Origin of the sequence: Sphingobium sp. RSMS (genome assembly GCF_005406185.4) — a bacterium.
GTDB classification, from domain to species: Bacteria; Pseudomonadota; Alphaproteobacteria; order Sphingomonadales; family Sphingomonadaceae; genus Sphingobium; species Sphingobium fuliginis.
The window spans coordinates 3,286,067-3,312,635 of record NZ_CM191257.1 but is presented as its reverse complement, the minus strand read 5'-3'; the positions used below and the strand labels follow the sequence as shown (position 1 = coordinate 3,312,635).

Sequence of the window (26,569 nt, the reverse complement as noted above, 5' to 3'; positions counted from 1 at the left end):
ACCCTTTGCCCGGTTCCACGTTTCACCCCGTTCATCTTTCGACTCGTCACGACTCCGCTCCCCCGGATTCGCGCGACTCGATTCCTTTTGTTAGCGCCCCGTTCACTAAAAAAGCACGCGGGGTCGCAATTGTCGCAATGGAGCAAGATGGGGGCAGCCGCCCTCTGGGCCGGCATGACTGCCCGGTGTTCGAAGCTGTGTCCGGAACGGGAGATTTTCCTGCGCTCCGGCGGCCAGGTGAAGTTCATCCGTATCTCGCGCAGGGCGCAGCTCGCCACGGTCGGCCTGCTCTCTTCCGCCTTGATCGGTGGGCTTGCGCTATCCCTGTCCATGGCCGCCAACAACGCGGAGATCGAGCAGGAGCGCGCCGCCCTCGCCGCCCGTGACAAGGCCGTTGCCAACAGCGCCAGCCAGGTCGAGCGCTACCGCAAGTCGGTCGACCAGCTCGCGCAGGAGTTGCAGGAACGCCAGGATTTCATGGACGACCTCTACCGCACGCATTTCGGTCAGGAGGGCGCGGCCCCGGCCGGCGATGTGGTCGGCAAGGCCGACAGCGGAACCAGGAACGGCACGTCCAAGCTCGACACCAAGATCAGCGTCGCGCCCGAAGCGGCGCCGTTGTTCCGGATCGACGCACGGCAGCGCCGTTTTGCCGCCCTGCTGACCGACGCCGTCCGGCATCGTGCCGACAAGGCCGCCGCCGCGATCCGCAGCTTCGGCCTCAATCCCGACAGCCTCGCCCGCACGGCGGCCCGCGCACAGGGCGGCCCTTTCGTGCCATGGGAAGGGCAGGACGTCCTGCCGGACGAGTTCGAAAAGCTCGCCCAGGCGCTGTCCCGCATGGAATTTCTGGAAGGGAGCCTGCTCGCCATCCCCTCCGGCAAGCCCACGGCGACGCCGATGCTGAGCAGCAGCTATGGCTATCGGAGCGATCCGTTCAACGGCCATGCGGCCTTTCACGCGGGTCTGGATTTTCCCGGCAGCATGGGCCAGCCGATCCTGGCGGCCGCATCGGGCAAGGTCAGCTTCGTGGGCCAGCGCAACGGCTATGGCAATGTGGTCGAGGTCACCCATGGCAATGGCATCCTGACCCGATATGCCCATCTTTCGGGCTTCAGCGCGCGGGTCGGCCAGCAGGTGGCGCGCGGCGACGCCATTGCGCGGATGGGATCGACAGGCCGCTCCACGGGGCCGCATCTTCATTTCGAGGTGCGGGTGAACGGCAATGCCATCAATCCCCGCCGCTTCCTGGAGGCGCGCAAGGATGTCCTCCAGATCCAGCAGATCGCCACGGCGCGCCTGGCGGATGTCGGCGGCCGCGGTTAGCGCTTTTGCTTTCGGCTGATCCGGATTTCCAGCTCCGCCTGATCCGCGCGCCCTGCCTGCCGGGGGTTCATCTGCCCCAAAAGGAAAAGGGGCCGGAAACCCGACCCCTTCCCTTGCATTCGTAACGGTCGAACCGATCAGCGCTTCGAGAACTGGAAGCTGCGGCGGGCCTTGGCCTTGCCGTACTTCTTGCGCTCGACGGCGCGGCTGTCGCGGGTCAGGAAGCCTTCGGCCTTGACCGCGCTGCGCAGCGCCGGCTCGTACTTGGCGAGCGCCTGGGCGATGCCGTGCTTGACTGCGCCGGCCTGGCCGGACAGGCCGCCGCCCTTGACGGTGGCGATCACGTCATACTGGCCTTCGCGCTCGGTGACGCCGAAGGGCTGGTTGATCACCAGACGCAGGGTCGGGCGGGCGAAGTAGATTTCCTGATCGCGGCCGTTGACCGTGATCTTGCCGGTGCCGGGCTTCACCCAGACGCGGGCGACGGCATCCTTGCGGCGGCCGGTCGCATAGGCGCGGCCGAGGCTGTCGATTTCCTGGGCGCGCAGCGGAGCCGAGGGCTGGACCGGAGCGATCGGCGCGTCGGCGGCGACGGTTTCGGCAGCGGCCGGAGCGTTAGCGGTCAGCGACGCGAGGTCGGACAGAGACTGGCGGTTATCGGACATTATGCACCCACCTTGTTCTTGCGGTTGCGCGACGCGAAGTCGAGCACTTCGGGGTTCTGCGCGGCGTGCGGATGTTCGGCGCCGGCGAAGATGCGCAGGTTGCGCATCTGCTGACGGCCCAGCGGACCGCGGGGGATCATGCGCTCGACGGCCTTTTCCAGGACGCGTTCGGGGAAACGGCCTTCCAGAACCTTCTGGGGGGTGGTTTCCTTGATGCCGCCGGCATAGCCGGTGTGCTTGTAATAGACCTTGTCGGTCAGCTTGCGGCCGGTGAACTTCACCTTTTCCGCGTTGATGATGATGACATTGTCACCGCAATCGACATGGGGGGTGAAGCTCGGCTTGTGCTTGCCGCGCAGGATGTTCGCGACGGTCGAGGCGAGGCGGCCGACGACGAGGCCTTCCGCGTCGATCAGGACCCACTTCTTTTCGACCGTGGCCGGGGTCGCCGGCTTGGTGGTCTTCATCAGCGCCTTCATGGTGCCAATACTCCAAGAATGAAACAGTGAATTGAAGGCTGTTTCCAGCTTTCGGAAGATGCGGGCTAATGACGGGTGGAAGGGCGCAAGTCAAGAGATTCGGCGGCTTTGCTGACGGGTAAAATAATACCTGTCGATCAGCCCGTCCGATCGTCCACCCACCGGGCGAAGGCGGCGTGGGCGGCGTCTACGGGCAGAGCGAGGATCGCCGGAACCCGATAATCGTGCAGTTCCGCGATGCGCGCCATCAGCGCGTCACGGCGGGCGGGCGCGGTCTTGAAGAGGACGGGCACCTCCGCCGCGGTATCGACCGCGCCGTTCCATTCGTAGATGGAGGTCGCCTCCCCCAGCAGGTTCGCGCAGGCGGCCAGCCTTTCCTCCACCAGCTGGCGGGCGATGCGGGTCGCGGCCTCGCGCGAGCCGAACAGCGTGTAGACGAGCGCGACGGCGCTCATCCCCGGCGTTCCCCCAGCGCATGGGCGCCCCAGGTCGCGGACGCCACCACCAGCGCGCCGACCGCCTGGTGCAGCACCGCCAGCGGCAGGGCGATGCCGCTAATGACCGTGGCGATGCCGAGCGCGACCTGCGTGCCCACCGCCGCGTTGATCGCGATGGAGGGGCCGCGCTGCCCCGCCTGCTTCGCCATGCGCGCCAGCATGACCAGCAGGATCGCGGCGACCCAGGCCCACCAGCGATGGATGAAATGGACGAGATAGGGATCGCTGGAAAGGGTGGCCCAGAGCGAACCCAGCCATTCGATCCCCTCCGGCACCAGATGGTCGTTCATCAGCGGCCAGGTGCTGGAGACATAGCCCGCGTCCAGACCGGCGGTGAAGGCGCCGAACATGAGCTGCACCAGCAGCGCCAGCAGCGCGACCACCGCGAAGGGATGGAGCATGGCGGGCCTGGCGAAGGGGGTGTTCGCACGGGTCAGCAGGTCGAGCGCGGTCCAGATCAGCCCGCCCATGATGAACAGCGCCGTCAGCAGATGCACCGCCAGCCGGTAATGGCTGACGTCGGTGCGCACCGACAGGCCCGATTCCACCATCCACCAGCCGATCGCGCCCTGCAGCCCGCCAAGCGCCAGCAGCGCGACGAGACGGAAGCCATAGCCCTGCGGGATCGCCCGTTTCCACGCGAACCAGAGCAGCGGCAGCGCGAAGGCGACGCCGATCAGCCGCCCGAGCAGCCGGTGCACCCATTCCCAGAAGAAGATGAACTGGAAATCGCCCAGCGTCATGCCCTGCCGCAACTGCCGATATTCGGGAATCTGCTGATAGGCGCGAAACGCCTCCATCCACTGGTCGTGGGTCAGCGGCGGGATGGCGCCGCTGATCGGTTTCCATTGCGTGATCGACAGGCCGGATTCGGTCAGGCGGGTGATGCCGCCGACCACGACCATGCAGAAGACGAGGGCGGCGACCGTCAGCAGCCAGCGCGCGATCGGCGCGGGGCGTGGGACGGCGGTGGCGGGGCGGCTCAGGGTCGTCGCGGTCATGGCGCCGATCCATGCGCGCTTGTTTCGCCTGTTGCAAGGATAACCCTGACCGGTGGACAAAAGGTCGTAACGCCTTCTGCCTGAACGGATACAAAGCGCCGGACAGGCGTATCTCGCCCTATGAACAGGCTGACCGAGGATAATCGATGAGCGGCGCGCCGGGCATAGCGGAGATGATCGCCGCGCAGGGGCCGCTGGGCGCCCTGACCGCGCGCATCGACGCCGGATCGCCGCTGGGGCCGGTGCACGGCTGGTCCCCGGCGCTGGTGTCGACCGTCCGGCTGATGCTGTCGTCGCAGGCGGAGATCGTGCTGTTCTGGGGCCCCGATCTCTGCGCGCTCTACAACGAAGCCTATGCGCCCACCATCGGGGACAAGCATCCCCGCGTGCTGGGCCGCCCGGCGCGGGAGGGGTGGACGGAACTGTGGGACGATCTGGAGCCGCTGCTGCGTTCCGTCGTCGACCAGGGGCAGTCCGTGCATGCCAAGGACCGCCCCTTCTATATCGAGCGGGACGGCGGACAGGGCGAACAGGTGTTCTTCGACATCAACTATTCCCCGGTGTTCGAGACGGACGGCTCCGTCGGCGGCGCGCTGTGCATCGTCAGCGAGACCACCAAGCGGGTGGTCGCGGAAAAGGAGATGCGCGCCGATCGCGCCCGCCTCTGGGCATTGGCGCGCGACCCGTTCCTGGTCGCCGACCGGGACGGCACTTGGCTGGCCGCCAGCCCCGCCTGGACCGAAATATTGGGATGGAGCGAGGCGGACCTGATCGGGCGCACGTCCGAATGGATGGAGCATCCCGACGATCTGGAGAAGACGAAGGGGGAGATCGCCGGGCTGGCGCGGGGCATGCCGACGGTGCGATTCGAAAACCGGTTCCGGGCGAAGGACGGCAGCTACCGCAATTTCAGCTGGACGGCGGTGCCGGAAAACGACCTTATCTATTGCGTCGCCCGCGACGTGACCGAGCAGCGCGCCCATGCCCGGGCGCTGGCGGAGGCGGAAGAGGCGCTGCGGCAGGCGCAGAAGATGGAGACGCTGGGCCAGTTGACCGGCGGCGTCGCGCATGACTTCAACAATCTGCTGCAGATCGTCACCGGCAATCTGGAACTGCTGCAACGCGGCCTTCACGAGGATCAGGCGCGGCTGCGGCGCGCCGCCGACAATGCCATGGCGGGCGCGGAGCGCGCCGCGTTGCTGACGCAGCGGCTGCTCGCCTTTTCCCGCCGCCAGCCGCTGGCGCCCGAGCGGATCGACCCCAACCGGCTGGTCAGCGGCATGTCCGACCTGCTCAACCGCACATTGGGCGAGACGATAGAGGTGGAGACGATCCAGAGCGCGCGCATCTGGCCGATCGAGATCGACGTCAACCAGATGGAGAATGCGCTGCTGAACCTGGCGGTGAATGCGCGCGACGCCATGCCGGACGGCGGCAAGCTGACCATAGAGGTGGCCAATACCCATATCGACGAGGATTATGCCGCGCAGGAGGTGGAGGTAAAGCCCGGCCAATATGTGCTGATCAGCGTGTCCGATACGGGCGAGGGCATGGACGAGGAGGTGCTGAGCCACGCCATCGAACCCTTCTTCACCACCAAGGAGGTCGGGCGGGGCACCGGCCTTGGCCTGTCGATGGTCTATGGCTTCATCAAGCAGTCCGGCGGCCATATCCGCGTCTATTCCGAAAGCGGCCATGGCACGACGGTCAAGATCTACCTTCCCCGCTTCTACGGTCCGCTGCCGGACAACGACACCGGGTCGGTGGACCGCGCCGCGCCGATATGCGGCGGCGACGAGACGGTGCTGGTGTGCGAGGATGACGAGAAGGTGCGCGCCTATACCGTCGATGTGCTGAAGGAACTGGGCTATCGGGTGATCGAGGCGAATGACGGCGCGGCGGCCTTGCAGGCGCTGGACAGCGCTTCGCAGTCCATCGACCTGCTGTTCACCGACGTCATCCTGCCCGGCGGCATGACCGGGGCCGACATTGCGCAACAGGCGCGCGCGGAGCGGCCGGGGCTGAGGGTGCTGTTCGCCACCGGCTATGCGCGCAACGCCATCATCCATCACGGGCGGCTCGATCCGGGCGTGGAACTGCTGACCAAGCCGTTCACCTATGCCGAACTGGCCGCCAAGGTGCGCGACATGCTGGACCGGAACGGAGCGCGGCAGGTGGGGTGAAGCCCGAGTGGAAGGGAAGTTCGAGAATGCGGATGCCCGCCCCTATCAGGGCGGCGCCAACCGCAAGCGCTTCCTCCGGCCCGATGCCGCGCCGGATCGCGCAAATGGGCGGCGCGCCTTCGGCCAGCAGGTCGTCCAGGGTCATGAGGGGTCTCCGTGAGATGGGGCATTGGGGGGATGGGGCGTTGGCGGATGGGGCGGCGGGAACAGCCTCTCTCCTCCCCGGTCCTCGTCAGGACAGCCCCCCATCGGGACAGCCCCCATCAGGACAGGCCCCCATCAGGACAGGCCCCCATCAGGACAGGCCGGCGAGCGAGCAGGCGTCGCCGTCCAGCGTCTCGCTCGGCACGCCGCGCCTGCCCAGCGCCTGGGCGTAGCGCACCGAGAGTCGGGCGTCCCCGATCAGCCATATGTCGTCCGCCTGTCCGGACGTGGCGAGTCCGGACGTGGCGAGGATTTCCGCGACCTCCGACCCGATCAGCAGGCCGGACAGATAGCCTGCCGACCAGTCCGCCGAACGCCCGTCGCGCAGCCGCATGCTGCGCGCGGCGAACAGGGAGGAGAGCAGACGCCCCTCCTCCTCCGCCCGGCGCAGGCCGTCGGCGAAGCCCTGCGCCTCCTGCGCCGGATCGGGCCGGTCGGCCGGCGCGCCCAGGGTGGAACGATCCCGCAGCAGGGCGAAAAGCTCCCCCGTCGGCATGGTGCGGAAGGAGGTGACGCGGCCATCCTGCACCACCGCCCATTTATTGTGGGTGCCGGGCAGGACGATGAGCCGGCGGCCCTGCCCCAGCGCCGGATCGCGCGCGATGGCGCCGAATATCTGCGTTTCCTCTCCGCGCATGAGGTCGGGCGCGCCGGTCGTCCCGGTGCAGGCGAGGCCCGCCATGATCGCGACGGGCACGCCGCGCCAGTCGAACCGCGCCGCCGCCGCACGCCAGGTCGCGGCGTCGGCGGGGCAATCCGCATAGGGCGCCTCCACCCAGCCGTCGCGGGCGCCGGCCATGCCGCAAAGGCGTATTTCCGTCGGCGCGGCTTCCTCCAGCCAGGGGGCGATGGTGGCGGCGAAGGCCGCTTCCGCCTGCCCGGCCGCCGCAGCGATGCCGGGGCCGTCATGGCGGGCGGTGACGCGGCCCTGCTCGATACGGAACAGCCGAAGGCGGCTGGTGCCCCAGTCCCCGATGACCTCGTAGCGGCTCAGCAAATTCGTCACCTGGCCCGAACCATCCTTGAATTTCTATTTGTATGAGTATATCGGAGAGGCAAGCGCGTCAACGTGCCCGAGAATCCATTGACCATTTTCTTCGACAGGGTGCCTTCTCAATGAGCGATTCGTCCAAGCCCGCCAACAAGCTGCGCAGCCGCGCCTGGTTCGACAACCCAGACAATATAGACATGACCGCGCTCTATCTGGAGCGTTATCTGAATTTCGGCCTGAGCCTGGACGAACTGCGCAGCGGCAAGCCGATCATCGGCATCGCCCAGACCGGCAGCGACCTGTCGCCCTGCAACCGCCATCATATGGTGCTGGCCGAGCGCGTGCGCGAGGGCATTCGGGAGATGGGCGGCATCGCGCTGGAGTTTCCGGTCCACCCGATCCAGGAAACCGGCAAGCGGCCGACGGCGGGGCTGGACCGCAACCTGGCCTATCTGGGGCTGGTCGAGGCGATCTACGGCTATCCGCTGGACGGGGTGGTGCTGACCACGGGCTGCGACAAGACGACGCCCGCGCTGCTGATGGCGGCGGCGACGGTCAACATCCCCGCCATCGCCCTGTCGGTCGGGCCGATGCTGAACGGCTGGTTCAAGGGCGAGCGGACGGGTTCGGGCACCATCGTCTGGCATGCGCGGCAATTGCTGGCCGCGGGCAAGATCGACGATGAGGGCTTCATCAAGCTGGTGGCGTCCTCCGCGCCGTCGACCGGCTATTGCAACACCATGGGCACGGCGACGACGATGAACTCGCTGGCCGAGGCGCTGGGCATGATGCTGCCGGGATCGGCGGCGATCCCCGCGCCCTATCGCGACCGGCAGGAGGTCGCCTACCTCACCGGCAAGCGCATCGTCGAGATGGTGGCGGAGGACCTGAAGCCGTCCGACATCCTGACGCTGGACGCGTTTCACAACGCCATCGTCGTCAATTCGGCCATTGGCGGGTCGACCAACGCGCCGATCCACCTGGCGGCGATCGCGCGCCATGTCGGGGTGGAGCTGCCGCTCAAGGATTGGGAGACGGTGGGGCACAAGGTGCCGCTGCTGGTGAACCTCCAGCCCGCGGGCGAATATCTGGGCGAGGATTATTATCGCGCCGGCGGCGTGCCGGCGGTGGTGGGCCAGCTGATCGCGCAGGGGCTGATCCGCGAGGGCGCGATGACCGTCAACGGCAAGACAATGGGCGAGAATTGCCGGGGCGCGGAGATCGAGGACGAGAAGGTCATCCGTCCCTTCGCCCGGCCGCTGAAGGAGGAGGCCGGGTTCCTGGTGCTGTCGGGCAATCTGTTCGACGCGGCGGTGATGAAGACCAGCGTGATTTCGGACGAGTTCCGCCAGCGCTATCTGTCCAACCCCGAAGATCCCAACGCCTTTGAAGGCCCGGCGGTCGTGTTCGACGGGCCGGAGGATTATCATGCGCGGATCGACGATCCGGCCGTCGGCATCACGCCCGATACGCTGCTGTTCATGCGCGGCGCCGGCCCGGTCGGCTATCCGGGCGCGGCGGAGGTGGTGAACATGCGGCCGCCCGCCTACCTCATCACCGAGGGCGTGTCCGCCCTGCCCTGCATCGGGGACGGGCGGCAGTCGGGGACTTCGGGCAGTCCCTCCATCCTCAATGCCTCGCCCGAAGCAGCGGCCATGGGCGGCCTGGCGCTGCTGCGGACCGGCGACCGGGTGCGGATGGACCTGAACAGGGGCACGGTGAACGTCCTCATTCCCGACGAGGAACTGGCCGGCCGCCGGGCGGCGCTGGAGGCGGAGGGCGGCTATCCCTATCCCGCCTCGCAGACGCCGTGGCAGGAAATCCAGCGCTCCGTCGTCGGCCAGCTGAACAGCGGCGCGATCCTGGAGGGCGCGGAGAAATATCAGCGCATTGCCCAGACCATGGGCCTGCCGCGCGACAATCATTAATCCCCCATTTCGGAGTTTATCCCCATGTTCAACGGAGCCATTCTTGTCGGCGCGAGCGAGCGCCAGGGCGGCGAGCCCTTCTTCGCCATCGACCCGTCGACCGGCGCGAAGGGCGGGATCGCCTTTCACAACGCCTCGGCCGCCGATGTCGCGGACGCCTGCGCGCTGGCCGATGCCGCGTTCGAGAGCTTCTCCACGCTGACGCCCGACGCCCGCGCCGCCTTTCTGGAGGCGGTGGCCGACGGGATCATGGCCATTGGCGACCTGCTGATCACCACCGCCATGAGCGAGACCGGCCTGCCGCGCGGGCGGCTGGAAGGCGAGCGGGGCCGCACCGTCGGCCAGCTTCGCCTGTTCGCAGGCTATGTCCGCCAGGGCGACTGGCTGGACGCCACCATCGACAAGGCCTTGCCGGAGCGGCAGCCGCTGCCGCGCAGCGACCTGCGCCGCGTCAACCAGCCGGTCGGACCGGTCGCGGTGTTCGGCGCGTCCAACTTCCCGCTCGCCTTCTCGGTCGCGGGCGGCGACACCGCATCGGCCTTCGCGGCGGGTTGCCCGGTGGTGGTGAAGGGCCATCCGGCCCATCCCGGCACCGGCGAACTGGTCGCCCGCGCCATCGCCGCGGCGGTCGAGGCCAGCGGCCTGCATGAAGGCGTGTTTTCCTACCTGCCCGGCACGACCAACGACCTGGGCGGCGCGCTGGTGGCCGATCCGCGCATCAAGGCGGTGGGCTTCACCGGGTCGCGCGGCGGCGGCCTTGCCCTCATGAAGATCGCGGCCGGGCGCGACGAGCCGATCCCGGTCTATGCCGAAATGTCGAGCATCAACCCGGTCGTGCTGCTGCCCGGCGCGCTGGCCGCCCGGGCCGAAGCGCTGGGCGCCGCCTTCGTCGGGTCGCTGACGCTGTTTTCGGGCCAGTTCTGCACCAATCCCGGGCTGGTGATCGCGCTCGACAGCCCCGATCTGGACCGTTTCGTCGCTGCGGCGGCCCAGGCCCTGTCGGCCAATGCGGCGCAGGTCATGCTGACGCCCGGCATCCATGCCGCCTATGAAAAGGGCGTCGCGGCGCTGGCCGGGGCGGAGGGCGTCACCACCATCGCGCGCGGCGCGGCGGCGGACGGCGTCAATCGCGGCCAGCACGCGCTGTTCGCCGCCAGCGGCGAGCAGTTCCGCGCCAATCCGGCGCTGGCGCATGAAGTGTTCGGTTCCTCCTCCATCCTCGTCAAATGCGCGACGATCGAGGAGGTCATCGACACCATCGCCCGGATGGAGGGCCAGTTGACCGCGACGCTCCAGATGGACGACAGCGACCAGGCCGATGCCGCGAAGCTGTTGCCCACCCTGTCCCGCAAGGTCGGACGCGTGCTGGCGAATGGTTGGCCGACCGGGGTGGAAGTCACCCATGCCATGGTGCATGGCGGCCCCTTCCCCTCGACCTCCGACGGCCGTTCGACGTCCGTGGGCACGCTGGCGATGATGCGCTTCCTGCGCCCGGTCTGCTATCAGGACGTGGCCGACGCGGTGCTGCCGCCCGCCTTGCAGGCCGCCAATCCGTGGAAGCTCAACCGCCGTATCGAGGGCAGGCTGGAGATCGCCCGGTGATGCCGTCCGTGGATGAATCCATGATCCGGTCGCTGGTCCAGTTCGAGGAAGATGGGCGCCGCGGCGTCGCCGCCCTCGACCGGACCGGCGCGGCCCGGCGCGTGGAGGGCGCAAGCTCCACCCGCGCGCTGGCGCTGGAGGCGATCGCGGCCGGACAGGGCCTGGCCGCCATGGCGGAAGCGCGGCTGGGCGGGGCGGTGGACCTTTCCGCCGTCCGGCTGCTCTGCCCCATCGACCATGAGGATGCCGCGCACCTGCTGGTCGCGGGCACCGGCCTCACCCATCTCGGCTCTGCGGAAGGCCGCGACAAGATGCACAAGGCGGCCGCGTCGGGCGATCTGACCGACAGCATGCGCATGTTCCTGATGGGCGTGGAGGGCGGCAAGCCCGCCGACGGCGGCATCGGCGCGCAGCCCGAATGGTTCTACAAGGGCGACGGCCAGATACTGGTCCATCCCGGCGAGGATTTCACCATGCCGGCCTTCGCGGAGGATGGCGGGGAGGAGCCGGAGGTCGCCGGCATCTACCTGATCGACGGGGACGGCGCGCCGGTTCGCCTCGGCTTTGCCATCGGCAATGAATTTTCCGATCATGTGACCGAACGCGGCAATTATCTGTGGCTTGCGCACAGCAAGCTGCGTCAGGCGGCGCTGGGCCCCGAACTGCTGCTGGGCGACCTGCCCGACGACCTGCGCGGCACCAGCCGCATCGTCCGCAATGGCGTGACGGTGTGGGAGAAGCCCTTCCTTTCCGGCGAGACCAACATGTCCCACCGGATCGACAATCTGGAACATCATCATTTCAAATATGGCCTGTTCCGCCGTCCGGGCGACATCCATGTCCATTTCTTCGGCACCGCCACCCTTTCCTTTTCGGAAGGCTTCGCCGCGCAGGAAGGCGATGTGTTCGAGGTGGAGGCCGCGCCCTTCACCCTGCCCGTGCGCAACGGCCTGCGCCGCGCGGCGGACGAGGGCAAGACGAAGGTGAAAGTCCTATGACCATCAGGGCAGGCCTTGTGGGCCTGGGCAAGATCGCCCGCGACCAGCACCTTCCCGCCATCGCGAAGACCGGCGGCATAGACCTTGTCGCCGTCGCCAGCCGCAATGCGCGGGGCGAGGGCGTGAACAACTATCCCGATCTGGACGCGATGCTGGCGGGGGAGCCGGACATGGACGCCGTGATCCTCTGCCAGCCGCCGCAGGTCCGATACCAGGCGGCGCGGCAGGCGATCCTGGCGGGCAAGCATGTCTTTCTGGAAAAGCCGCCGGGCGCCACCGTGTCGGAAGTGGAGGCGCTGATCGCCCTCGCCCGCGCGCAGGGCGTCACCCTTTATGCAAGCTGGCACAGCCGCTATGCCGCCGCGGTCGCGCAGGCGAAGGCGTGGGTGGCGGAGCGCACGATCCGGCACATCGACATCCAGTGGCGCGAGGATGTCCGCCACTGGCATCCGGGCCAGCCGTGGATCTGGGAAGCGGGCGGGTTCGGCGTGTTCGATCCGGGCATCAACGCCCTGTCGATCCTGACGGAGATCGTGCCGGAGCCGGTGACGATGCTGTCGGCCAGCCTGGAAGTGCCGGAGAACAGGGACGCGCCCATCGGCGCCGCGCTGAGCATGGCGACGGCGTCGGGCGCGACGGTCGAGGCCGTGTTCGACTGGCGCCAGACGGGCCCGCAGACATGGGACATCGCGGTCGAGACGGCGAATGGCAGCCTGCTGCTGTCGGAGGGCGGCAATATGCTGCGCCTGGACGGGGAAATCCAGATCAAGGCGCCGGACGAGGAATATCCGGCCATGTATCGCCGCTTCGTCGGGCTGGTCGAGGACCGGGCGATCGACGCCGACATCGCGCCGCTGCGTTTGGTGGCGGACGCCTTCCTTTGTGGGCGGCATTGCCCTACGACGGCCTTCGAGGACTGAACCGGGGGGGCCTGAACATTGGGAAGCGAGCGCAAGGACGTAACGGAACGCAAATTCGCGACGGACGAAGGCTCGCTTCGCATCCATCAGGCCATCGCCCGGCAATTGGGCACGGCGATCCTGATGGGCGTCCACAAGCCCGGCGACCTGTTCGAGGGGGAGATCGAGGCGTCGGAGCGGCTTCACGTATCCCGCACCGCCTATCGCGAGGCGGTGCGCATCCTGATCGCCAAGGGGATGCTGGAAAGCCGGCCCAAGGCGGGTACCCGCGTGCTGCCGCGCAGCCGATGGAATGTGCTGGACCCGGAAATGCTCGCCTGGATGTTCGCGGGGGAGCCGGACCGGGACTTCATCCGCGACCTGTTCGAACTGCGCGGCGTGATCGAACCGGCGGCGGCCGAATTCGCGGCGCGGCGGCGGACCGACGAGCAACTGGCCATCATGGCGCAGGCGCTGGACGAGATGGAAAAGCACGGCCTTTCGACGCCGGAAGGGCGGGCGGCGGACCAGCGTTTCCATCATGCGGTGCTGGCGGCGACGCATAATGACGCGCTCGCCGCGCTGGCCAGTTCGGTGGGGGCGGCGGTGAGTTGGACCACCACCTTCAAGCATCGCAAGAAGCTGCTGCCGCGCGATCCCCTGCCCGATCACAAGGCGGTCTATCGCGCCATCGCCACCCGCGACACGGCCGCCGCGCGCAACGGCATGGTGGAGTTGCTGCGGCTGGCCATGGCGGACATGGACGTGGTCATGACGGAACCCGGCAAGCTTTAACAGGGCGTAGAAAAGCGGGCGCCGTCAGTTCACCGGGGCCCGCCGCCTGTAGCTGAGCGCTTCGGCCACATGGACGCGCCCGACGCGATCCGCCCCCGCCAGATCGGCGATGGTCCGCGCCACGCGCAGCACGCGGGTATAGCCCCGCGCCGACAGCTTCATCGCCGCAGCCGCCTGCGCCAGCAGTTCGCGCCCGGCCTGATCCGGCCCGGCGACATCCTCCAGCCGCTCTCCATCGACCTCCGCATTGGTGCGCAGCGACGTCCCTTCATAGCGGCGCGTCTGCACGGCCCGCGCGGCGGCGACCCGGACCGCGACCTCCGCCGATCCTTCGGCGGGCGGGGGCAGGACCAGGTCCGCCGCCGTCACCGCCTGCACCTCCACATGCAGGTCGATGCGGTCGAGCAGCGGTCCCGACACCTTGGCCTGATAGTCCGCCGCGCAGCGGGGGGCGCGGGAACAGGCCAGCGCCGGATCGCCCAGATGGCCGCAGCGGCAGGGGTTCATCGCCGCCACCAGCTGCACCCGCGCCGGGAAGGTGACATGCGCATTGGCCCGCGCCACGGTGACTTCCCCCGTCTCCAGGGGCTGCCGCAGCGAATCGAGCACCGTCCGCTGGAATTCGGGCAGTTCGTCGAGGAACAGCACGCCCAGATGCGCCATGCTGACCTCGCCCGGCCGCGCCTTGTGCCCGCCGCCGACCAGCGCCGCCATGGAGGCGCTGTGATGCGGATTGCGAAAGGGACGGGCGCGGCTGATCCGGCCGCCCTCCAGCGTGCCGGCGACGCTGGCCACCATGGAGGTTTCCAGCGCCTCGCCCGGCGTCAGTTCGGGCAGGATGCCGGGCAGGCAGCTCGCCATCAGCGACTTGCCCGCGCCGGGCGGGCCGACCATCAGCCCGTTATCTCTACAAGACCCTCTTTTTGAAGTGCGGCAGTTAGAGTGCGAAATCATAGCAGAATGCTACAGGCGTTATGAGGCGAGGCTTCAGGCTACCGGGCGCTAGAGGCCGTCTAATCGTTCTCGGCTTCAGGCGGGTTCTCTTCGTCTATGAGGCGCTGAAGGGCCCCTATGTGCGTATCGTCCACAAGCCGGATTATGGCGCCACAGGAGCACCCTACAGTCTTCTGGAGCCTGATGACCCGATAAGGGACGCTCAGTTCCTTGCCGCACTTCGGGCAGTCCACCTGGGCCTTAATGTCGTCCAGCTCTCCAACCATGGAGGCATTAATACGGCCTTGTCGGAAAAGAGTCACTCTGCTGCCGCGACTAGGTTCTCGTCTTTAATCAGCCCTACGATGCTCCGGGCGCCCATATGTATGAGAGCCGCAAACAACATTGCAGTGAAAGCTGATATGCCCTGTTCCGATGCAGTTTCAGAAATAGACTGACGCAAAGCAACGACGCTTATTAGCGCCCCGGCAATAATATTAGCAAACGTAGCGGTGAGCTTAATCTGTTCGTTCGCTCGTTTCGCTTGGATAGGAGTGTGGGGCTGATATTGTTCTATCGCCCGGATGAAGTAATCCGCCAATCGGCTGATATAGACGCTTCCTCCCACTGTCAGGGTCAACCGTAGGTTCTCGCCGCTCACGAGCCCGAACCATACTGCACGTTCGGGGATCATGTGGACTAAGGCGCAAGCCACGATGAACAGGAAAACAAACAGGTTCGCTCGGCGCCAAGCCGGATAGTCCTTCAATTCCATCTTTCATCTATACCATCTGGGCCGCGCATAGAAATACGTCACTCTATCACCAGCTCCTTATCGGGCATCGAGGCCACAAGGTCCCCAGCGCTGACGTTCCAAGCCCGCGCTAGGGCGTCCAGCTCGGCCTTTGAGACCTTATCGACCATGCTGATCGGCAAACATGACCGACCTGTCTGAGAAGATCACTAGGTCCCGGAACATCGGCGATGAGGTCAGGTTCTGCTTTAGCTGCGATCGCGCGGCAGGACCCCTGAAAGGACTCGACCATGGTGCAAGCATCAGCAATTTTTGACTCACATGCAGAAGCAGAACGCGCGGTATCGGAACTTCGGGCGCTTGGTGTGAACGACAGTGACCTTTCAGTCATTGCCCACCATGGCGGCACGACCACGACCACCAGCGGCGATGGCGAAATCACGGACGAGCACCACAGGAACGTCCTTCGCGGTATCCTTGGAGGTGGTGCTCTTGGCGCTGGCCTAGGCGTTGCGGCACTGGCTATTCCCGGTGTGGGACCACTCGCGGCCGCAGGTGCTATCGCCGCTTCTGCGGTTCCTGAGGCAGTTGGCATCGGCGCGGCGTTGGGTGCTATTGGCGGAAGCCTTAATGAAGTGCTGACGAAGCACGGCGTCAGCAAGGAAGATGCTGACTATTACGGCGGGCGACTAAAAGACGGGGCTGTCCTCGTCACAGTCGCTGATGCGGGAGTAGACGCTGGGCGAGTGCGTGAAGTCCTGTATCGGAACGGAGGTCACAACGCCTCCCAAGCCCGAACTGCTGCCATCTGAAGCTGCGGGGCCGGGAAGCGTCACTTTCCGGCTCATCGCTTCTCCCCGTAGGCCCAAATCATCTCCTGAAGCATCGCTTCGTCATACGAGACCCCAGCGTCTCCCCAAGGCATCGCAAGGTTTCTTCCGTCCTCCAGCCTGATCCTTGCTACGGCCTCACAGGTGGCAAGCCACTCTCCCTCAACAATGCCGCAGGAGTCCATCAGAGCGCCAAGGAGCGCCATGCGGACTGAAAGGGCCTCCGCTGCGATGGCGGGTCGCTTTAAGCGCTGGTGGGCCGCAAATCGATGTAGGCGGGCGCGTTGGGTTTCCATCGGACCCTGCACGGCCGCGAAGGCGTCCACGAGAATATCGCCGGTCAGCTCCACAGCATTGATTTGGTCCAGCGGGATTGTGTGGTGGCGCTGTGAGGGTACAGCAAGGGCGCTCATTACGTTCATAGTTCAGGTTCCTCCAAGGCGACTCAGGGGCTGCTTGGAAGTTAGAACAAAAAGAGAACATATGGAACAGCTTTGCGTGATACTATTCAGGGGCGGACGCCGATCACGAGAGTTGCAGAGCTGCCCATCCGGTGCCAACGTTTTTCCCCGGGTGGTGCGGTGGCAAGGAAAATGAGATTGAAAAAGGGCAGCAAAATCTTGGGGGAAGAAATCAAGCTGGATAGGCGGCGGGACAGCTTCGACGAGTTTAATCGACTTAATGCTCGCCTGAGGGACTTGGACGATCGTGGCCTAGTGCTTTCCCTTGCGGCCTTCGCGGATGATAGCCTGCGGGAGCTTTTACGGGCCTTCATGCGCGTGGGCGCTGCGGCCAATCAGCTTCTCGACGGTTTCAACGCCCCACTCGGTACATTCTCGGCACGGATCAAGGCCGCCCATGCCCTTGGACTCCTCACCGACGATCAGTTTGACGACTTGGAGAACCTCAGAAAAATCCGCAATGCGTTCTCCCACACTTGGGAGGCAATCAATTTCGAGGCGGCCCAGGTGAAGGACCGAATACTTAACCTGTCATATAGCAGCATCGACGACGAGTACCCTGCAACGCTTGCCGATCGACTGAGAACGTCCATCGCCGCCATTCTTATCGAGCTGCGGGTCGTGACCAACAACATCGAAACAGGGGGGCGGCGACTTCGGCTGATCGGCACGAGGCTGATCGCGGGCCTCGGCGGCTCGGAGGAAGATCAGATTGTAAGGGCGCGCTCCGACCTGGATCGACTGAGGGAACGGTTGTCCTCAGCCCAAGGGCGGGAAAAGGCTTTTCTGCGGCTGCTGCGAGATCGCTGGCTGGACCGGCTAAACATCGCTGTGAGGAATGCCTCCCCGGAGAACCGACCGCAATTCTCAACGCTTCTCGACTCCCTAAGGGCGGAGATCGCGGGTGCAGAACGTGGGCCTCGTTAAGCGAAATTCCCCACCACAAATCCGGTAGCGCCCTCCCGGTCCGGCAGTCGTCTTCGCGTCCCAAAATGGCCCGTACCGGCGCTCCGGCCAGGAAAACCGATGAAACCCGCAGAAAACTACCGAAAATTGGCTGATCGGGGCATTTAGTACTTACGTATGCATATCTGTCCCTCAAATCGGGGCTGTCGGGCAGCCGTTTGGGACCCTTCCACGGCCCGCCAAAAGGGGTGGGGGAATGTACCGGATACCCCACCAAAAATCCGGTGCGTTTTGCGCGAGTTGTCCCGTTTCGTTATCCCGAGGTTCCAAATGAAGGAAGTTGGGGGAAACGATGGGCGAAGCGGAGCTAGGTGCGGTTAGTCGGGTCGTGGTGGAACTTCATGCTCTCATGGGCGACAAGCTCAGCTTTGAGGCTGCCGCCGTGATCCTGGAAGTCATGAAAGACGAGGACCTGAGCCCCGAGGTTTATTGCCAACGCCTGAAGGCGATCCCCCCGGCCGTGACGCTCGGGACTCTCAAGGCCCTCACTGGCGAGCCGAACAACTGGAGGCAGCATCGCCAGATCATCTGGTGGCGGAGTGGCAAGGAAGGAGTGGACACCATCCGCCTTGCGAGCCGGGGAAGGTCCTTCAAGGCCAGGCTGCGGGACGCCATTCGGGACCAGTGAAGCAGGAAGGACAACGTAAGAGGCCGCAACGACCGGCTAGGAAATTTCCTCTTTCCTACACGAGAACAAAAATGGAACATGCGAGGGAAAGGATGAGTCGCATGGTTGTTTTCGACGGAGCTTTCCTCGTGGGCGTAGCAGCGGTCCTCAGCGGGATCGCAGGGATAATCAGGGCACTGAAGGAGCGTGGGAGTGGCGGTTAGTTCCGTCCTCTCGCCCACCTGCGGAAACGTCCTTCAGCGGCCCTCTCGGCTTCGACGGACCGCAAGGCGAACTGGGGGTCCTCCCGAACAAGAGCGGCCATCTCGTCCCTGCCGGTCTCCCGGCCGAACTTGTAGGCCAGCCGCAAGGCCCAGAGGACCAGCACGGCCAGCAAGAGCCATTCAGATGCTTCCCAGCTTTTGATCATGGTCGTTCCCCCTTGCAGGCTTCTTAGCGGGCTAGCAGCCGTGTGAAATCCCCCACCTTTTTGCGAAATGCCGACAAATGTGCGCCCCTGTAGATTGCCCGCAAAGGCCCCTTACAGCGCCGAACGAAATTCCGACGTGCTGACCCACCTGAAATGCGCCTTGGCGTCTGGCAGTGCCTTTGAGGACCTCGTGATTTAGTGCTCATCAGTAGAATATTCGGCCGTTTGGCGGACCTCCTCATCTGACCCGCCGTTCCCCACTTATTTACCCTCCACCTGTGCGTATCCGAACGCTCCGCACCTACTCGCACCCGATACCATCATTGTCGCGGTCCAGGTGCGAACCGTAGCCAGGATCGCCTCTACGGACGGGAGCTGCCCCGGCTGCCCGTGCGGCCGTGCAGTTTGGGAAAGCGCCCCTCGACCCTCCGGACCCGCCGCCTCCGGCTAACCCGAACGCCCTTGCGGGACCGGAGCTACTGGACGGGGCACGATGACAATGTCTCCCGCCATTCTTCCGGTCGTTATGACACCCATCGGCCGCGAGTCCGCCTCCATGGGCGTAAAGCGCCTCTGAGGTGAGGAGGGCCACCACGGCCATTGTCCAGTGCTTCATTCGTCAAGTCCGCCTTCTTTCGATGCGGTGACGCTAATGCGGAAAGGTGAAGGCGAGCTTATCCCTCTCTCCGATATGCTCTGCCAAGTGGCGACCGGAGATTTCCTACCAGAATGGACTATAGGGTACGGTAAGGTGCCCGTGAGCCGATAAGTCCCTTACGGACATATTCAAACTGATTTCATCACAAGGATACACACCATGCACGGCTCCACTTCCATGGATGCCTTGGGTGGCCCTGAGGGCTTATCGGCTCGCAGGGATGCCCGCACCTTTGGCAGGTCCATGCTCCTCCTGGGATCGCCAATGTCCCCTGAGGCGTCAGCTCTGGTTACTGCTATCGTCAATACAGTCGTCTGTCCGTTCAAGGCTCGCCAAGGACAGCTCCGGACCTCGTCCGTCCGCAAGTACCACGAGATCACGGGTCCATTCCTGACGGACCTCCTGGACGCCGCAAGGGCTAATAGGTGGAGTCAGCTTGCCACCAACACCAATGCGCTTCCGTCCTACCCAGGAGGCTCGGAGGCTTTCAAGGCCATGCGGGCTGCCATGGCCGATGCCGGTCTCCTGAATGAGCTTGGAGGTTATCGACGGTCCTTCGAACAATTCGGTGAGATAGTTACGGTTTCCCAGCCCACCAGCTTCCGTCCATCCTCGCAGCTTCTTAAGTTGGCAGGGGATCATGGCGTCCGGCTGGAGGACTTTGAGGCTCACTTCAGGCCCAGCAAGGCGAAGAAGCCGGTTGCTGCGCAGGCTCTGGAAGCCCGAGCGGCCAAGGGCACAAAGAAGGACAAAGCGAAGCGCCTCCCGGTGGACCCTAGAGACCCAAAGGCAGCCGCAATTCTGGGGGACCTAGAGCGACTAAACGGCTTCTTGCTGGAGGACGGACGGGTCAGCGGGATAGCCTTTGCAGGTATCCGACGCATCTTCAGCGATGCCGACCAGCCCGGCTTTGACTGGCAGTGGCATGGCCGGTTCTACTCCATGCCTGGGGCGGACGCATACGAGAACATGGAGGGCGGCAGCGAGGCCCGCGCCAAGGTCATCAGGATCGACGGCAAGGCGGTGGTGGAGGTGGACATCAGCGCCGCGCATCTCACCGTCCTTCACGGCCTTCTGCATCTGCCCTTCGATCCCTCGCAGGACCCCTATGACCTGCCGGGGGTGGACCGAGACAGGGTGAAACGCTGGCTGACCTTAGCCTTGGGTGCCTCCGATCCCCAGGCAGGTGGATGGAGCCTCAGGAAGCCAAGAGCTGCCGGTCTGGGCCGCTATCCATTTCTAGGGGACCTGCCGACCATAGGGATTTCCTCGCTGGACTTGCAGTACCACGAGGCGGAGATCATGCGGCGGGCGATGCTGGACCTGATGGACAACTACGACATCGGCTTCTTGCCGGTCCATGATGCCCTGATGGTAGCAAAGGGGAACGAGGAGATCGCCGCCCAGGCTATCCGCAAGGCTTTCCAGGGGCACTTTGAGGCTTTGGGACTGCCCGCCATCCTCCCCAGGGTCAGGTGAGGCTGCGTGGCTCTAAGGTCCCTCTGGCCTCTCATCCGGAGGCGCACATAGATAAGTAGCAAAACACTACTGAATCTGACCAACGGCTAGAAGGGAGGGCACTAAGATGTTGATAGACAGGGATGATCCCGCCACCTGAGTGTGATTTCGGCCCCCGATTATTTTCACCTCACGGGTGGACCTTCACGCCTCCACAAGCGAGCCGTTGAGGACCTTATAGACCGCGCTGCGAGAGCAGTTCATGCGGCGGGCAATCTCAGTTGCGCCTAGTCCCTCAGCCTTCAGTCGCCGCAGCTCTTCCGCGTCCAGCGTAACCGGGCGGCCCTTGTAACGCCCCTCAGCCTTTGCCTTCTCGATGCCGTCCTTCTGGCGCTCACGGATAAAGCCCAGCTCCATCTCGGAGACCATGCCCAGGACCGTCAGCACGACTTTGCCCATGGGGCCAGATGTGTCGATCGCAGGCTCCAGGACCCGCAGGGCTGCCCCGCGCTCCTCCAGTTCATGGACGAGGTTGAGCACGTCACGGGTCGAGCGGCCAAGGCGGTCCAGCTTGGCTACCACGAGAGTGTCGCCGTCCTGGATGAAGTCCATGATGGTCTCCAGCTCCGAACGGCCCTCACGGCTCCGGCCGGACACCTTCTCCATGCGGACGACGCTGCACCCTGCCTCCTTCAGCTTGGCGACCTGGATGTCCGTGGACTGGCTGGAGGTGGAAACGCGTGCGTAGCCGATCATGCTCATGGAATAGCGTCCTCGCTTGAGTGTGTACTAAGGTCTAAGACCCTGACCAAAAAGTGTCAACTATTTAATTAAACCACCCAAAGTGCACAATTCCACGGCCGTCAGTGTACGTCCACCCTGGGTGTACCTTAGTGGACAGCAGGACGGGCGGCCGAATGTCTGCAATCCGGACGGCGGAGAGGCTGGACCCCGCGCAATCCCCCCGGCGGCACTCACCCGCTCCACTCGCTAGGCCATGGATAGAGACGATCCTCCTCGGCAGGAAGGCGGGCGGCAGCGACATCCCGGCCACTGCGGGCCTTTGGGACCCCTGTGGGTCCCCTGTCGGAGCGGCGGGTTCCCGTCGAGGGCCATTAGCCAATCCAATTGGAAACTGGCGGCTTCGCTCGACGCGCTCATAAAAACGTCAGACCCTGAGCACGCCACCGCTTCTCCTGAGATTTTCCCTCAGACCCGCGCAGGGTCCCATAGGCCGATAAGGTTCCATACTCGTAACAATTACCGCGCCTCCAAAGGCACCCCGCGCCAAAATCGGCACGGGGGTCCCTAGGGTCCCATCCTGCCCGATCCGGTTCCATCCGGCTCGCCTCCGCGAGAACGGCAGGCACCCAGGCGCACATTCAAATTCCTGCCGGTCCCTAACAGACCGGAGAACACCACCGGCCGCTTCCCCTTCGGACGGCCATCTCTCAACTTCCGCAGACGGAAATACAATGACCACCCAACCGGCTACGGCCACCCAGGCTCAAACATTGATGTTCAAAGAGCACCCCATCCGCATTGTTATCGTGGACGAGGTCCCCTGGTTCTCTCTCGAAGACGTCACTGAAGCGCTGGGCTATACCCAACTGTCCGCAAAGCGGGCTTTTCACAGCAGCTTTCCCGAGCACGCCCGCATGGAGTGCCTGGAGGAAACCGGAGAGGGCCAGAAGGCTACGACCGTCCTCTCTCCCGTGGGCGTTTGGCACTTCACGGCGATCCTCGACGCCTACAGGGGCCAGCATCTTGCCAACTGGGCTAAAAAGGAAGCCTTGAGGCTCCACCCAAACCCCATGCCGAAGGACCCCAGGTTCTTTCTCACCCTCACCGCAGAGGGGCAGCTCCCGCCAACGCCCGCGAAGTATTCAGGTAGGCTTGGAGAGTGGCGAGAACTGAAGGACTCCGAGGAATATCGGCAGTTCCGTTTCGGTCTCCACCCCTCTCAACCCTCAAGAGCCGAACGTCAGGCGCGGCTTATCGCCGAGGCCGAAGCGGCTCGGCTGGAGGCAAACGCATGAATTGGATGGACCACAGTATCGATCAACCCTCTAGGCTGTCCCGGTCAATCTTTCGCGTCCCCAATCTTCCTAACGCCCGCGTGACGCCTGAAGGCGGTACGGACACAAACCCCCTTATGCACCTTCCGAAGGCTCCTCCGGCTCCGGGCAGGTCTGAAAGCGGTTGGGACCTACCGAACCTCCCCGACATCGCCCAGCCGGGACAGGGGGGCGGCATCGTTGCAGACCTCCCGGCGCCTCCTCCGCCTAAGCGCAAGGCGAGCGCCTTCGACGACGATCACTACCAGCAGACCATGCTGGCAATCGCTGCAGGATTTTTCGGGTCCAACAACTTCGGTGATGGCCTCGCCAATGCGGCCAAGTCGATCTACAACCAGAACGACATGATCCGCCAGGAAGGCCGTCCGACCCTAGGTGGTCCAGACGATGCCTTCGAAATCTACACTGACCCGCAGACCGGCGAGCACGTCTTCAAGCCTATCCAGGCCGCGATCGACTACCAGACTCAGAAGCGTTTCGACCCCGCCGATCAAGCGGACCTATTAGGGCGTGCGATGTACAGTATCTTGCAACTGCCGGAAGCTGATCGCCCAGGCGCATATTCGCGCTGGTTGTCGGGTCCTGATACGTTCGGAGTTGATACGCGAAACCTGCCGCATACCTGGGACCCGCAGTTCGCCGCGATCACAAGCAACATGGGTATGACCGTATCCCAGGCACGGACCCGCGATCAGGCGGCATCTAATGCCGATCAGGCCGAGGCTGCTCGACAAGCTGCCCTAGGATTGCGCCGCGAGATGGTTGGCATTGCACAAAGACGAGCTGACGCCTCCATTTCGCAAGGGCAACAGCGTATCGGCATCGCCCAGGCTGCGCTCGCCAAGCGCGGCTCAGGCTCAGGAGGAAAGGGCAGCCACAAGCCCATCTCCGAGCAGTCCGACGCCGAGTTGCTTTCCATCATCTTCGGAGACTAAACCATGATTACGGTAACGCTCCCTGATGGCCGCCGCATTGACGTGCAAACGGATGACCCCAAGCGGGCCGCCCAGATTGCCCACACCTACGGTCGGAACAACCCCAAGGTGGAGCGGTCCACCAAGAACACTCTGGGGGGCATCGCGGGCCTGTGGGCTGAAGGCATCTTGCCGGGGGCCTCAGAGTTCATCCGGGGTGCCCGCGAGGTGGCGGTGAACGCCGTCCAGGCTCCCTTCAGCGACAACGTCGATTTCCACCCGATGGACAGTTACAACAAGGGGAGGGCCTTCCAGAGGGCACGGAACAGGGCCGCCGTTCAGCAGCATCCCACGGCCTCGGCTATCGCCCAGACTGGGGGACTGGCATCCAGCTTGCTCCTTCCATCCGCGAAGGTCGTAGAGGGTGCCTCGCTGGCCGGAAAGGCTCTGGCAGGTGCAAAGACCGCAGGTGCCTACGGCCTCCTCTCGGGGGCCATGAGTTCCGATAAGGACACGCTCACGGGGAGGGCAGCGGACGCGATCAGCTCCGGCGCTCTGTCGTCCGTGGTTGGGGCTGGGCTGCCCGTCGCTCTCAAGGCTGCCGGAACCCTTGCAGCGCCAATCCGGCCTTTATCCCAGCCTGTCACCCGCATAGCAGGACGGGGCCTTGAGGGGCTTGCCGACGTCCTGCCGAGTGGCCTGAGCAACTGGGCGAGGAAGGAGGGCCAGCAGCTCTCCCGCGATCCGATCCAGGCCGCCGCAAACAACATCGTGGACCAGGACCTCCGCGCCGCCATCAACCCGGCGACCGGCAAGTTCTTCACTCCCGAAGAGGTCGCCGAGGCAGTCCGTCAGCGCCAAGCTCGTGGCATCCCCGCAGCGCCCGCAGACGTCCACGAGTCCGCTCGCCGGTCCTTCGGCTCGGCCGCCCGGTCTCCTGGCCCAGCCACGGCCGCCGTCAGGGCCGCGATCGATCGGCGCCAGGAGCAATCCTCGGCCCGCATGGTCCAGCATATCAACGAGACGCTTGGCCAGACCACGAACGTCGGGCAGCAGGCGGAGGACCTCCAACGGTACGCCAGAGAAGCCTCGCGGCCCCTCTACGAGATCAGTGATGCTCAACCCATCCCACTCGTCCAGGAACTGCAAGAACTGTTCCAGCGCCCGAGTGCCCGTGACGCCCTGGCGAACGCCGGAGGCATCATTAAGGACGAAGGCATCGACCCCCGAGAGCTGGGCCTGATCGAAGGCGCAGATGGCATTTGGGAGCTGGGCAAGACCCCGACCATGAAGGCCTACGACTACGCCAAGACGGCCCTGGACGACATGGTCCAGCCTCTGAGCAACCCCATGGCCTCTTCGGCCGAACGGCGTGGCGCCCGAGGTGCCAACACCATCCGCCAGCGTCTCCTAGAGATCATGGACGGCGACGGCAGCGGACCCCGTGTACACCAGGCACCCGAGGGTCTCCCGCAGGGACCCGGAGCGATCCAGCCGACCCCACAGGCTCCCGAGGCCTTCCCCGGCCTCCCTAAGCCGCCCCCGCAGGCTGCTACGGACCTCCCGCGTCTTCCGGCACCTGGGGCACCCGACCCGCAACCCGGCAATCCCTTCCCGGTCCCTTATGAGGCACCGAGTCAGCGGATATTCCCGGAAGCGCCTCCACAGGCCCCTCAGGGACCCCGTGAGAGCGCGATCCCGCCCGAAGGACTCAACCCCTTCTGGAAGCCCGCAAGGGACGCCTACGCCGGTCCTATCCAGGCCAAGCAGGCACTGGAGCTGGGCAAGGAGAAGGTGGGCGACAAGGCTGACGAAGTCACGAACGCCTTCAACGAAGTGACCGGCCTCAACCAGGACTTCTTCCGCCTCGGGCACCGCTCGGGCCTCGCAGGAGACGTCAGGAAAGCCGAGGACGGCGCTAACGTGGCCGCCAGGATCGCAGGGAGCGAAAACAAGAGGGCCAACCTCAAGACCGTCCATGGCGATCTAGCGGACGGTCTTTTAGAGCGGACGCTGGGCGAGCACGAAGCCCACCAGACATTCCGGACCATCCGTGGAAACTCTGCAACCGCTGATAGGCTGGCCGAAATGGCAGGCCAGGGTGAGCGGGCAGGCAACACGGCATCGGGGGTGCTCCAAATGGTCGCCGGGAATCCACTGGGAGGGGCCGTCCAGGCTCTGAAGGGCTTCGCGTCCGGTCGAAACGAAGGGGCCATCAAGGGCGAGGTAGCCCGCAAGCTGGGCGATACGGATATGGCGTCCGTCCTCCGCACGGTCGAAGAGATCGCCCAGGAGAGGCTCCGGCGCTCCCAGGTAGACAGGCGGGTCACTGCCGGAACCCTGAAGGGAGGCCGCATTGTCGGTAGCCTGTTCGGTCAGGGCATGATTGAGCGGGCCGAGTAAAGAAGCCCGAAGACTACCCCTGGTCCCCGCGTGGGACTGGGGGTTCTTTTTCGATCACTTCCGCTAACGACCAAAGTCAGTCATTCAATTGTAAATAAATCTGCTCCATGACCGGACTGAACTGGATTTCATTCCGGCCCATACAAGGGGTCGGGAACAGTCCACGCAGAGGGCAAATCTGAAAAATTACCCCACAAGTTCCACTCACCCTTAGCTGCATCAAACGATGCCAGTCCCCATTGGGGTGGATCAGGCCAGCCAAACCAATCCCGATCAATCAAAAACAAGGTTTCGTTGCCAAACTCGGCAACGAACCCCGTTCCCATCTTTCGCGCCCAATCGTGGTCGTCTCCGAGTGCGGATATTGCGGGCCAGTCGGTTAAGCCCGCACGCCGCCAAGTAAGTGGCCAGCTTGCGCGTTCGCGATACCCCTTCTTCATAGAACGAGATCGCAAAAAGCCCGCCTTCCATGGGTTTGATTCCCAAAACATTTGCGATTGGGCCTCTGT

25 protein-coding genes and 1 pseudogene are annotated in these 26,569 nt (G+C 64.9%); 15 read left to right on the top strand and 11 right to left on the bottom strand.

Annotated elements, in window-relative coordinates; all coding sequences use genetic code 11:
- The first annotated feature begins 147 nt into the window (after positions 1–147).
- Positions 148–1,326: a M23 family metallopeptidase gene (locus tag EGM87_RS16145; protein ID WP_044661333.1), complete on the top strand. Its 1,179-nt coding sequence runs from the start codon at positions 148–150 to the stop codon at positions 1,324–1,326.
- Between the two features lie 137 nt (positions 1,327–1,463).
- On the opposite strand, the gene rpsI is transcribed toward EGM87_RS16145, so the two are convergent.
- The 4 genes from rpsI to EGM87_RS16125 form a co-directional block, all read right to left on the bottom strand.
- Positions 1,464–1,991, bottom strand: coding sequence for a 30S ribosomal protein S9 (gene rpsI, locus EGM87_RS16140; protein WP_044661332.1), 528 nt, complete (start codon positions 1,989–1,991; stop codon positions 1,464–1,466).
- Complete coding sequence (gene rplM / locus EGM87_RS16135) at positions 1,991–2,470, bottom strand: 50S ribosomal protein L13 (RefSeq protein WP_007686594.1); 480 nt, start codon at positions 2,468–2,470, stop codon at positions 1,991–1,993. Before rplM ends, rpsI begins: the two co-directional genes overlap by 1 nt.
- Positions 2,471–2,607: 137 nt before the next feature.
- A complete protein-coding gene (cutA, locus tag EGM87_RS16130; protein ID WP_044661331.1) occupies positions 2,608–2,925 on the bottom strand; it encodes a divalent-cation tolerance protein CutA in 318 nt (105 codons plus the stop codon).
- The gene (locus EGM87_RS16125) at positions 2,922–3,968 is read right to left on the bottom strand and encodes a COX15/CtaA family protein (protein ID WP_044661330.1); all 1,047 of its coding nucleotides are present in this window, start codon (positions 3,966–3,968) and stop codon (positions 2,922–2,924) included. The genes cutA and EGM87_RS16125 overlap by 4 nt, the downstream gene beginning before the upstream one ends.
- A gap of 146 nt (positions 3,969–4,114) precedes the next feature.
- Here EGM87_RS16125 and EGM87_RS16120 point away from each other — a divergent pair, with 146 nt between their 5' ends.
- Positions 4,115–6,151, top strand: a complete 2,037-nt coding sequence (locus tag EGM87_RS16120; RefSeq protein ID WP_229742745.1) for a hybrid sensor histidine kinase/response regulator — start codon at positions 4,115–4,117, stop codon at positions 6,149–6,151.
- Positions 6,152–6,158: 7 nt separating this feature from the next.
- Positions 6,159–6,311, top strand: a complete 153-nt coding sequence (locus tag EGM87_RS16115; protein WP_171010007.1) for a hypothetical protein — start codon at positions 6,159–6,161, stop codon at positions 6,309–6,311.
- Between the two features lie 135 nt (positions 6,312–6,446).
- On the opposite strand, the gene EGM87_RS16110 is transcribed toward EGM87_RS16115, so the two are convergent.
- Positions 6,447–7,349, bottom strand: a complete 903-nt coding sequence (locus EGM87_RS16110; RefSeq protein WP_137709729.1) for a 2-dehydro-3-deoxygalactonokinase — start codon at positions 7,347–7,349, stop codon at positions 6,447–6,449.
- Positions 7,350–7,471: 122 nt separating this feature from the next.
- On the opposite strand from EGM87_RS16110, the gene EGM87_RS16105 reads away from it, so the two are divergent.
- From EGM87_RS16105 to EGM87_RS16085, 5 genes are read left to right on the top strand one after another with little or no spacing between them, the layout of a single operon-like run.
- Positions 7,472–9,274, top strand: a complete 1,803-nt coding sequence (locus EGM87_RS16105) for an IlvD/Edd family dehydratase (protein WP_099186380.1) — start codon at positions 7,472–7,474, stop codon at positions 9,272–9,274.
- Between the two features lie 24 nt (positions 9,275–9,298).
- A complete protein-coding gene (locus EGM87_RS16100; RefSeq protein WP_137709574.1) occupies positions 9,299–10,876 on the top strand; it encodes an aldehyde dehydrogenase (NADP(+)) in 1,578 nt (525 codons plus the stop codon).
- Positions 10,877–10,896: 20 nt separating this feature from the next.
- The gene (gene araD1, locus EGM87_RS16095) at positions 10,897–11,874 is read left to right on the top strand and encodes an AraD1 family protein (protein ID WP_137709730.1); all 978 of its coding nucleotides are present in this window, start codon (positions 10,897–10,899) and stop codon (positions 11,872–11,874) included.
- Positions 11,871–12,794: a Gfo/Idh/MocA family protein gene (locus EGM87_RS16090; protein WP_137709575.1), complete on the top strand. Its 924-nt coding sequence runs from the start codon at positions 11,871–11,873 to the stop codon at positions 12,792–12,794. The genes araD1 and EGM87_RS16090 overlap by 4 nt, the downstream gene beginning before the upstream one ends.
- A gap of 18 nt (positions 12,795–12,812) precedes the next feature.
- Positions 12,813–13,568 carry a FadR/GntR family transcriptional regulator gene (locus EGM87_RS16085; RefSeq protein ID WP_025551582.1) on the top strand — a complete coding sequence of 252 codons (756 nt, stop codon included), beginning with the start codon at positions 12,813–12,815 and terminating at the stop codon, positions 13,566–13,568.
- A 24-nt stretch (positions 13,569–13,592) separates the two neighbouring features.
- Here EGM87_RS16085 and EGM87_RS16080 read toward each other — a convergent pair.
- A pseudogene (locus EGM87_RS16080) lies at positions 13,593–14,471 on the bottom strand (YifB family Mg chelatase-like AAA ATPase); the annotation flags it as partial.
- A gap of 349 nt (positions 14,472–14,820) precedes the next feature.
- Positions 14,821–15,276 (bottom strand): hypothetical protein, encoded by a 456-nt coding sequence (locus EGM87_RS16075; protein WP_137709577.1) that lies wholly within the window; start codon positions 15,274–15,276, stop codon positions 14,821–14,823.
- 269 nt (positions 15,277–15,545) lie between these two features.
- Between EGM87_RS16075 and EGM87_RS16070 the strand changes: the two genes are divergently transcribed.
- Complete coding sequence (locus EGM87_RS16070; RefSeq protein WP_137709578.1) at positions 15,546–16,067, top strand: hypothetical protein; 522 nt, start codon at positions 15,546–15,548, stop codon at positions 16,065–16,067.
- A 32-nt stretch (positions 16,068–16,099) separates the two neighbouring features.
- Here the strand turns inward: EGM87_RS16070 and EGM87_RS16065 are convergent, their stop codons facing one another.
- Positions 16,100–16,507 (bottom strand): hypothetical protein, encoded by a 408-nt coding sequence (locus tag EGM87_RS16065; protein ID WP_137709579.1) that lies wholly within the window; start codon positions 16,505–16,507, stop codon positions 16,100–16,102.
- Between the two features lie 177 nt (positions 16,508–16,684).
- On the opposite strand from EGM87_RS16065, the gene EGM87_RS16060 reads away from it, so the two are divergent.
- Positions 16,685–17,473, top strand: a complete 789-nt coding sequence (locus tag EGM87_RS16060) for an MltR family transcriptional regulator (RefSeq protein WP_216614566.1) — start codon at positions 16,685–16,687, stop codon at positions 17,471–17,473.
- Between the two features lie 388 nt (positions 17,474–17,861).
- Positions 17,862–18,140 (top strand): hypothetical protein, encoded by a 279-nt coding sequence (locus EGM87_RS16055; RefSeq protein ID WP_137709580.1) that lies wholly within the window; start codon positions 17,862–17,864, stop codon positions 18,138–18,140.
- Positions 18,141–18,339: 199 nt separating this feature from the next.
- Here EGM87_RS16055 and EGM87_RS16050 read toward each other — a convergent pair whose 3' ends face one another.
- Entirely contained in the window at positions 18,340–18,549 is a 210-nt protein-coding gene (locus EGM87_RS16050; protein ID WP_137709581.1) for a hypothetical protein, read from the bottom strand.
- A 301-nt stretch (positions 18,550–18,850) separates the two neighbouring features.
- Positions 18,851–19,150 (bottom strand): excalibur calcium-binding domain-containing protein, encoded by a 300-nt coding sequence (locus EGM87_RS16045; RefSeq protein ID WP_253719091.1) that lies wholly within the window; start codon positions 19,148–19,150, stop codon positions 18,851–18,853.
- A gap of 216 nt (positions 19,151–19,366) precedes the next feature.
- Here EGM87_RS16045 and EGM87_RS16040 point away from each other — a divergent pair, with 216 nt between their 5' ends.
- A complete protein-coding gene (locus tag EGM87_RS16040) occupies positions 19,367–20,686 on the top strand; it encodes a hypothetical protein (protein WP_137709583.1) in 1,320 nt (439 codons plus the stop codon).
- Positions 20,687–20,869: 183 nt separating this feature from the next.
- On the opposite strand, the gene EGM87_RS16035 is transcribed toward EGM87_RS16040, so the two are convergent.
- Entirely contained in the window at positions 20,870–21,427 is a 558-nt protein-coding gene (locus EGM87_RS16035) for a recombinase family protein (RefSeq protein WP_137709584.1), read from the bottom strand.
- A 713-nt stretch (positions 21,428–22,140) separates the two neighbouring features.
- On the opposite strand from EGM87_RS16035, the gene EGM87_RS16030 reads away from it, so the two are divergent.
- The 3 genes from EGM87_RS16030 to EGM87_RS16020 all read left to right on the top strand — a co-directional run bounded on the left by EGM87_RS16030 (position 22,141) and on the right by EGM87_RS16020 (position 26,060).
- Positions 22,141–22,704 carry a BRO-N domain-containing protein gene (locus tag EGM87_RS16030; protein WP_137709585.1) on the top strand — a complete coding sequence of 188 codons (564 nt, stop codon included), beginning with the start codon at positions 22,141–22,143 and terminating at the stop codon, positions 22,702–22,704.
- 293 nt (positions 22,705–22,997) lie between these two features.
- Positions 22,998–23,678, top strand: a complete 681-nt coding sequence (locus tag EGM87_RS16025; protein ID WP_137709586.1) for a hypothetical protein — start codon at positions 22,998–23,000, stop codon at positions 23,676–23,678.
- A gap of 3 nt (positions 23,679–23,681) precedes the next feature.
- Positions 23,682–26,060: a hypothetical protein gene (locus EGM87_RS16020; protein ID WP_137709587.1), complete on the top strand. Its 2,379-nt coding sequence runs from the start codon at positions 23,682–23,684 to the stop codon at positions 26,058–26,060.
- The last annotated feature ends 509 nt before the right edge of the window (positions 26,061–26,569 follow it).